General features: G+C 44.1%; 5 protein-coding genes. All 5 read right to left on the reverse strand.

Features of this window, described 5'->3' with window-relative positions; all coding sequences use genetic code 11:
* Positions 1–630 precede the first annotated feature (630 nt).
* Positions 631–7,287, reverse strand: a complete 6,657-nt coding sequence (locus tag B5F17_RS14125) for an S-layer homology domain-containing protein (RefSeq protein WP_242968782.1) — start codon at positions 7,285–7,287, stop codon at positions 631–633.
* A complete protein-coding gene (locus tag B5F17_RS15170; RefSeq protein ID WP_242968779.1) occupies positions 7,212–7,379 on the reverse strand; it encodes a zinc-ribbon domain-containing protein in 168 nt (55 codons plus the stop codon). Before B5F17_RS15170 ends, B5F17_RS14125 begins: the two co-directional genes overlap by 76 nt.
* Positions 7,380–7,424: 45 nt before the next feature.
* Positions 7,425–7,670: a zinc-ribbon domain-containing protein gene (locus B5F17_RS15175; RefSeq protein ID WP_242968780.1), complete on the reverse strand. Its 246-nt coding sequence runs from the start codon at positions 7,668–7,670 to the stop codon at positions 7,425–7,427.
* 81 nt (positions 7,671–7,751) lie between these two features.
* Positions 7,752–8,330 carry a zinc-ribbon domain-containing protein gene (locus B5F17_RS15180; RefSeq protein ID WP_242968781.1) on the reverse strand — a complete coding sequence of 193 codons (579 nt, stop codon included), beginning with the start codon at positions 8,328–8,330 and terminating at the stop codon, positions 7,752–7,754.
* A 287-nt stretch (positions 8,331–8,617) separates the two neighbouring features.
* Positions 8,618–8,910: tyrosine-type recombinase/integrase (locus tag B5F17_RS14135; protein WP_162608199.1), on the reverse strand; the 293-nt coding region annotated here is incomplete at its 5' end.

An 8,910-nucleotide genomic window follows, 5' to 3' on the forward strand; every position in this document is an offset into this window, starting at 1 on the left:
CTGGGTTGTTGGCACTCTTTTTGTTTATTCTACTAGCTCTGGGGTTCGCCGACAAAAATTGGTTAAATACTCCCGACAAAATATGGTCGCGATCTCCCGGCTCCAACAACACCGATACAAATATTTTACAACATCAGGCTCTGTATGCGCTCGAATAATACATACTTTAATCCCTCTATCATAATTTTTATGTTCTCCTGTGCACGCTATATTGGTTTTTCTCATAACTTCTTCGGATATATATCCCATTAAATAATAATTCCCAAGATGGCTGTGAACACCTCCTGTCACCGTACCCCAATGAATACCCCTCAGATATTTTAATGAAATTATATCACCTTCCTTCGTGTTATCCGGTTGGCGGCGTATAAATACATTACATTCCTCGTAATCTTTGTATTCTTCCAATGTTATAACCGTCCTTTCTTCGCATTGAACAATTTTAGTCTTCTCTACGCTCCGAGAACATACTAAATCAACCCACTCCGCACCGTCTTCACATATCATTGGCAACCATTTGACTGCTAGTTCTATTTGATTTTTCACCGTTATTGAAGTTCCAAGCAAAAGAGGCTGACCCGAGGTCAGCCTCTTTCCATTTTGTGCTCTATCAATCGTTTGACTGACAGTTTACATGACTTCACCACCGGTACGGTGGGCGTTTACCCAATCCTTTTCCAGCGCTGCCCAGTCACGGTTTTCCAGCAGGGAGGTCCAGATCTCGTATTCTGCGCCCTCAAAGAGGTCGTAGTCGTGCGAGTTGGTTGCCTCCTGAATGGCCTCGTAGTACCAAGCAGAAGCATCCATGTTGTCCGGCCATTTGATCATGGTATCAAACATATGATCCTTATCCGGCTTGCGCTGGAGTACATTGTTAACCAAGGTGACTGCTTCCGCACGGGTAATTACCTTATCCGGAAGGAAGGTGCCGTCTGGATAGCCATTGATCCACTTTGTCATAGCTGCATCGTTGATATTATCGCGTGCCCAGTGGTTTGCAATGTCGGTGAAGAGATCCTCTTCGACATCGTAACCCGAGGACATGAAGCGTGACGCGATCGCCGCGAACTCCGCACGGGTGATGTTTGCATTCGGGCGGAAGGTACCATCTTCGTAACCCTGAATGATGCCTGCGTTGACCATGGTCGAGATGGCGTTGTTATACCATGCATCGGCTGCAACATCTGTAAAGTTGTTGGATGTCGACCAGAACTGATCACGTGCCTCGTCAGTCAGCAGACGGAAGAAGATGGTTGCAACTTCCGCGCGGGTGATGTTGGCGTTCGGACGAACAGTTCCATCCTCGGAGTAACCGACGATGTAAGCGTAGTGATCCTCCGTGTTGAGCCACGGTGTCTCTGCCAACGGAACGTCCTCCTCAATGATCTCTTCAGATTCTTCAAGTTCTTCGTCCGGCTCATCGTCATCCTTATCATTTGGCTTATACTCTGGATGATATGCACCGCCATCCGAGACCTTTTCCCACTTGGCATATACAATCATATCTGATACCATAGTAATCTCGGTAACCGGTACAGTCAGTTCTTTATCTGTATACCATCCCACGAATTCATAGCCGTCCCTTTCGGGCGTATGATTTAACTCAACTAATTCGTCTTTCTCGTATGTTTCGTCAGGAATCTCCACGTCACTATTTGTTTCATAGGTCAATGTATACGTTGGCTTATTAGCACTATGAATCTCAAAATCAACCTCAATGGTTTTGCCAGCTTCAATAGTTCCCGTTGCATTGGTACTTGTTACGGTGTAATCAGAATTCCTAGTATTCAATACTTGTGTACCGTCATATTTACACGGAACGCCAACCACTTCAGCAACATATCCACACTGGTCATCATGCACATGATTGCAATCATGTGGTTCAACAGTTTCCACATATCCGCATTCTGTGTCATGCACATGCTGGCAGTTCAGCACCTTGGTAATGCAACCGCTTTCTTCGGTGCAGACATGGTCGTCTGCCAAACTCGGCAGCACCATCGGAGTCTGTGCAAGTTCCTCTTCCGACATGTTTTCTGAGGCTTGCTCATCTTTTGCGATAACACAGTCTGTCTTCAAGGTATAGCATTCATCACTATGCACATGTGTACACGGTGAACCTTCTACCGCTGCGACATATCCACAACTCTCATCATGTACATGATTACACGGGCTTCCCGCGACAGCTTCTACATAGCCACACTCAGTATCGTGTACATGCTCTGTCGTCTGGTCCGGTTCATTCTGCAACTCCTCTACGGTATATTTCGTGCCCGCAGGCAATTCTGTTACCGTTACAGTTTCCTCATGATGCAGAGCAAAGTTTGCTACACCATCAGTGAACTCCAAATCACCATAGGGGCCATTAAGCGTCTTATCCTCCACTGTCAGACAGAATGGGAACTCTTCGGTTTGACTAATATCGTCACTGGATACTGTCAGGCCAATTTCCAAATTACCGGTATTGATCGGCTCCCAAGCCAGAGCGAACATACCATATCCATCGTTAGGGACATAGCATACAATACCGTCTTCTGTTGTGACACACGGAACTGGCGATGCAGTGCTATTCTCGAATTGTTTCTCTTCATCTGCCTTAAATTTAAACTCCTGAGAACCCGCAGCTATTGTTGCTTCAATATCGAGAATGCCATAATCACGGTTGATTCCATCAAAATGAACCATTTGGAATTCGGTATTCTGATCGGTTCCCTCCGGATAAGGCCAGAGCATTAGACTGCCATTAGAAGACGATACCCAGACATTGGCATTGGTATGTTCGACCAAATCGGCATACTTGTATTCATAAGCTCGCTTATCGGAATCGGTTAGAGACAATACTTTCTCTGCCTTTTCCTGCAAAATATCGGCATGTTCTTCCTCTTTTTCCGTAAGCGCATCGAACAGTAAACCAATATTCTCAGCCGAAGCCGCGCCCAGCGTGGAATCGTCATTTCGATTCAGTGTCGTGCCCTGGGGTATTACAGCGACACCCTGCACGCGATCTTTATCCTTCTCTGCATTTTCCTTGGCTGTAGTCAATGCCTTCGTGTTCTGTGCGACCAGGCCCGAAAGGTTTTCTGCGTCTGTATTGGTAAACGCTGTGCCAGATTCCGTCATTGTTACAAGAAGATTCCGTTCATTTTGATTGTCCGAATCAACATTCTCTTGCGAAGTGAACCGAATCGTCGAGTACGGGTCTGTAGAAGGATTATATCCTTCTGCCGGCTCCAGCTTCGGTTTGGGCAGGGGATATGGGTTTTTCCCCTCCAGGTTGTCAGCTAAACGTACGTTTTCTTTCGGATATAATTCAGAGATTGCATACAAACCTGCATCCCGATCCCAATTCAATACGTCTGGTTCCAGTTCACCAGAAGAAAAATCATAATAATAAAGCCAGATATCATACAGTGCATTTGCCTTGTCTGCATATTGTTCTGCAGGCTTATATGTCTCTCCTCCATCTACAGAAACATACCATCCTTCCGGGAAAGAAAGGGTAATGAACTCCGGCAGACCTTGATACTGGCCTTGTGCATCAACACCGCCCAGGTAGCTTCCCGGCATTTTATCAACCGTAGCAGTAATATCAATACCAAAAAGCACTAAATTACCTGTGCTGCCAGCGAAACGATCCTCGTCGTCAAGATCTGTTACATTGTCATAGCTGCCATTCGCATCACATTTTTCATAATCCCAATAGACCAATGTTTTATCTGTGGGTGAGATCATGTTAAATTTTGCAAGGTCATCCTCAGTCGCGTTGAAAATCACAATTTTTCCGGTTGATTTGTCCTTGGCTTCGTAACTAACAGTATTTGGAGCGATTTTGCTTCCAATATATACCAGATTATCTTTAGGCGTACGAGCCGATATCTGGGCCTCTTCTGTAGCAAGCAAATCAGCATTGCCACCATACAGCAATGGAGTTCCGCTTAGATATAGTCTTCCGTTAGACAGATAGACTCCTTCGCCTTCGATGCCTCCTTGCAGCACACCTGCTTTAATATATAATTTGGCATTAGCCTTAGTCAAATAAATCGCACAGCCCTTGGTTGCAGTCGAAGAAATATTGCCTCCCAATATAAATATTCCATCACCTGATATACGGGCTGTATCTGTTTGGCTAGAAATTGTTCCACCTTCTATATAGATCCATACATTGTCGGATGCAGAAGTATAAAGCGCATTGCCAACAGCAGAGATAGTTCCTCCTTTTATAAAACTAGATACATGATAGTCATACAATAAGGCATCTCCGTAAATTCCACTACACTTGAATTTACCACCTGTTATGAAATATATGGGAATATCCTTTGTAGTGGTAACTGATACTGTATCATCATAAATACATTGTCCGTTAGCTGTAACGTTGCCTCCGGAAACGATCAAAAAGGTCGCCTCACCAAAAGAGACTCCTGCTCCGCCCTGATCAGCTAATATATTTCCTCCCGTTACGAGAGCAGAACTACCAGAGCCCACATAAATTCCATCTCCTTCACCTCTTCGATTTATAGCCGAAATGTTGCCACCTGTAACTAGCAAAGATTTATAACTTGATATAGCTTGGCTATCGCCTATTCCATTGTCCAACTCCCAAGTAGCTGAATATATGCCACCTTGTACTGTGGTATCAGTCGAAGTCGTCACAGCATATGCATCCATATTACCAGAAGCGATATCTGACATTTTTGTAGTATAGGTTCCACCTTGAAATACTATTGAATCGATATCCCCAACCTTCACGCAGTAATGCGATCCTGTATTGCTCACGTTCTTCTGGTAAGTATATGTACCACCTGTAAGAACCGCCCTGTTGTTTTGGTCTGCTGAAATTTTGAATAAGGTGTCTCCAGATCTCGTTCCTAATAAAAATGTGCCACCTCTGATTGTAATCACACCACTATTCAATAGCGTATTAGCCGACTGTCCTATTTGTTCAAAAAAGCCGCCATAAATTCCGCAGTTCCCGGCATTATCGACACAAAAAGACAATAAACGTTTGCTACACCATTGACCTCCGACTATATCCAAATCGGCTGTCTTGTTATTTTTAATGATAGCTCCATTGAGTTCCTGACCTAATTCTCCACATACACCTCCATAAATAGACAGCACGCCATTCTTATTGATCATTGCCGAGTCTGTAATCATATATTCATGCTCAAAAACTTTTGATGTAAAATTACCTCCCCGAATAACGATATTACCATTTTTATCATTTGTAATAGAGAGGTGGTCTATATTTACACCCTGTAAATTAACTTTGCCACCATTATTGGTTATATGGCACTCATTAAATGCCCCGCCATATAGATTGAGCGTACTATTCTCATCCACTATGAATATAGCGTTAATTTTAGTTATCCATTCTTCCGAACAGTCATATATATTAACTACCGCTCCATTTTCTACATGAATTTCTAAATCAATTCGATCATATGATATTTGTTTCAAAGCATCGCTATGAAGACAGATATGAATTTCACGATTACCAGAAAAGCTTCCATATATGTCATTTGAGTCTAAATTCGTGCTTACTCGAGAATAATCCTGTGGGCTTAATCCATTTTGTTTAATTTCATTCCACTTAGAATCATTCAGTTCAGTAGCCCAATTTGTTCCTGTCTTCTGGCAGGTAATAGGAGTACCGGTCGAGTCTGTCACGGTAAATACAGTTGAATTCTCCGTGTTCGTCACGAAGATGGTCTGTATGGGATCCAACTTGCCCGCATACCGGATAGACATCTTTTCACCAGTATATTCTTTTGCATACGCATAGGCTGCAATCGAGATATCCGTATAAATATCTGACGTAGCACCTGTAATCGCAGTTTTTCCACCGAAGTTAATTGCGCCTTCTCCAGTATTATAGATACCATACTGCGTAGTACCGGTAATGATACTATCAACGATATTAATTGCATGAACGCCGGTACCTACACTGTTGATGCCATTTTGTGCGCCGGAAATCTCACTCTCTTCCACATTAATCGCGCCAGGAGCATCTTCCAACCAAGCAGCATCAATACCCTGATTGGTTTGACCTATAATCGTGCTGCCCTTCAAATTCAGTGTGGCACTATTCGTAGCATATACGCCATTGGTGTCGCCCGTAACGGTAACGCTATCCAAATTGAGGGTACCGCCTGCTACTTCAATCGCATTTCCACTATCGTTAGTGACCTTAGCATCGTATAGGTTTACAGTGCCTATATCGCTCGTAATACCATTTGAAACCTCAGTTTCATCCTGAATATTCAATACGCCGGTCACTTCATTATTATCGATACCACTTTTAATTGAACAGCCATACAAATTAACTGTACCGTTATTTGTGATGGCTTTTTCAACCGTGCTATCGGTTAAATTCAGTGTCGCCGCCGCACCTCCAGTATTAGAAATAGTGCCGTCGATCTCTATTTGATCAAAGTTCAGAACAGCAGCCTTGCCGTTCGTACCATTTTCATTTGTAACGTCACCCTGAATTACTGGATTTTCAATTTCCGTGATATTAATGGTGCTAACCGCGCCTTTGGTAGCACTATTGAAAACTTTCCCGGTAATTTCCACAGACCCTCTGGTGATATTCAAAGTGCTGAATGCATCGGTACCTGTAGATGTGTTTTCAATCTCCCCAATAACCGAATTTACTCTGTCAAGATTGATCGTTGCACCGTGGTTGACGATTTTTCCAAGCTGGACACGGTCCGCTTTTTGGCAGTCGTAAATATTCAATACTGCACCAGATTCAACTGTAATCGTGCCTGTAATGCTGTGTCCATCTAAACAGATTGTAACTGCATTCAAAACTTTAGGTTTGGAAATGGTAATATCTAGAGATAGATCACCTGTCAGATAATATGATCCATATCCCTTACTCAGCTTTGTCACAGCATTATCATTCGTTAGTACTGTCCAACCACTATGATCAATATCTGTAAGCACATCTGTTGCATTTTGTTCCTGCGGCTCACTTCTTTGCATAGAATTGACATCAACTGTGTTCAGTAAATCCTGGGTAGAATCTAACTGTACATTTAGGCGATCTTTCTCTAGCGCTTGTAAATCAATTGCCCGAACAGCATTTAATGGACTCGTAGTTACTACCATTATAATTGCCAAAATTGTGGCGACTGATTGCACCACTTTTCGCTTTATATACCTCATAATGTACGCCTCCTTCAATAAATTTTTATATAAAACGCGAATCATATAATATCCGCGATTATTTTCCGATACTTTTCGGTTTTTGCGTTCTTTACTCGGCCAGCACAGACCGGACAGCCGCATTTTTTGCCTCCTGTACGGGCATAAATAACCGCTTGCCCGACATGACCTTCCGGACATTGCCACCATACCTTACGGTGCGATCCCACCGTTACCTGGTCGGGTGTGAGCGTCCCGTTTAAGGCCGGGTGCCACTACTTTGCAATTTCCGGCTGCAAGGTGGCCAGATCGTTAAATCCCGGCAAAACCTTTCTGCCCGTGCAGTACGGGCAGCCGTTTCCACTCATTGTCCGCGCACCGATCACGGCCTGATACGAATGTCCCAGTTCACATTTCCACCAGATTTTTCGATTTGAACAAGGTGTGACCTGCTGCGGCGTGAGGATTCCATTCTTTTCAGGATGCCACTGTGCGGCAATTTCCGGGAACTGGCTGGCCAAATCATTTTCTCCCGCGATAACCTTGCGACCGGAACATACAGGACAGCCACTTCCACCCAATGTCCGAGAATAGACCGATGCCTACCACGCATGCGCTTTGTCGCAAATCCACCAGATTTTGCGTCTGCTGCCGGAAGTCACATCGTGTGCTGTACACGTTCCATTTTTTGTGGGATGCCACTGTGCGGCAATCTCAGGAAATTCGGTTGCCAGATCGTTTTCGTTCAGAAGTATCTTCCGATTGGCACAAACCGGACAGCCACTGCCCGCGACTCTTGATTTAACCGCCGCTTTCCAAGCATGTCCGCGCTCACACAGCCACCAGACCGCCTTATGGCTGCCCGGAAGTACCTGCTGCGGCGTGATTTCATTGCGTGTCGGATGCCACTGTCGAGTTAAATCAGGGTATTTGCTCTGCAAATCGTTTTCACCGGCTATCACAATTTTTCCGGTACAGACCGGACACTGTGTGCCGCTTCCTGTGCGCGTAAAGATTGATGCCTGCCATGTATGACCCTGCTTACAACGCCACCACACTTTTCTCTTGCTGCCATAGGTTACAAGATCGGGTGTCAATGGAAGATTGCGCTGTGCGTCCCATTGCTCAAGCAGCTGGCTTTGCCCACTCTCTCCACAAAACTCTCTTAGCGTTTTTTTCACCCAAGCCCCCCTATATCACAAAATCAACATTTTGTTGATATACAGCTGTCCAAAACAAATAAAAAATCAGGATATACCCCAAATATATCCTGCTAATTTTGCAATTATTTGTTTTTGGGTGCAAAAAGGTAAGGTCACAAAAAAGTTCATGTTTGTGACCTTATTTGTCGCACTTTCCAACTTCATTTTCTTGCAAATATCGGAAAAATGTGATACAATTTCCTCAATAGTATGTAACAAAACATCAGAGTAATCGCTGATGTTTGTGGCAAAATGTTGATTTTGTCTTATGAAATCAGCCGCAGCCGCGCCATCTGTTTGGCGTGTTCTGTATCTGATGTGACAAGATAAATGCGAGTGGTTTCGATGCTGGAATGACCGAGCACGTCGGCAAGTTTTGAAATATCTTTGCAGGCCTGATAGAACACCGTCGCAAACAGGTGCCGTAAGTTGTGCGGAAATACCTTACTCGCTTCCACGCCCGCAAATTTGCATAAATGTTTCATTTCGCTCCAAATCTGCCGTCTGGACAGACTTTTCCCGTTTTTCGTGAGAAAAATCTCACCGGAAACGGTTTTTT

Origin of the sequence: Butyricicoccus pullicaecorum, from assembly GCF_002160355.1 — a bacterium.
Taxonomy (GTDB): Bacteria; Bacillota; Clostridia; order Oscillospirales; family Butyricicoccaceae; genus Butyricicoccus; species Butyricicoccus pullicaecorum.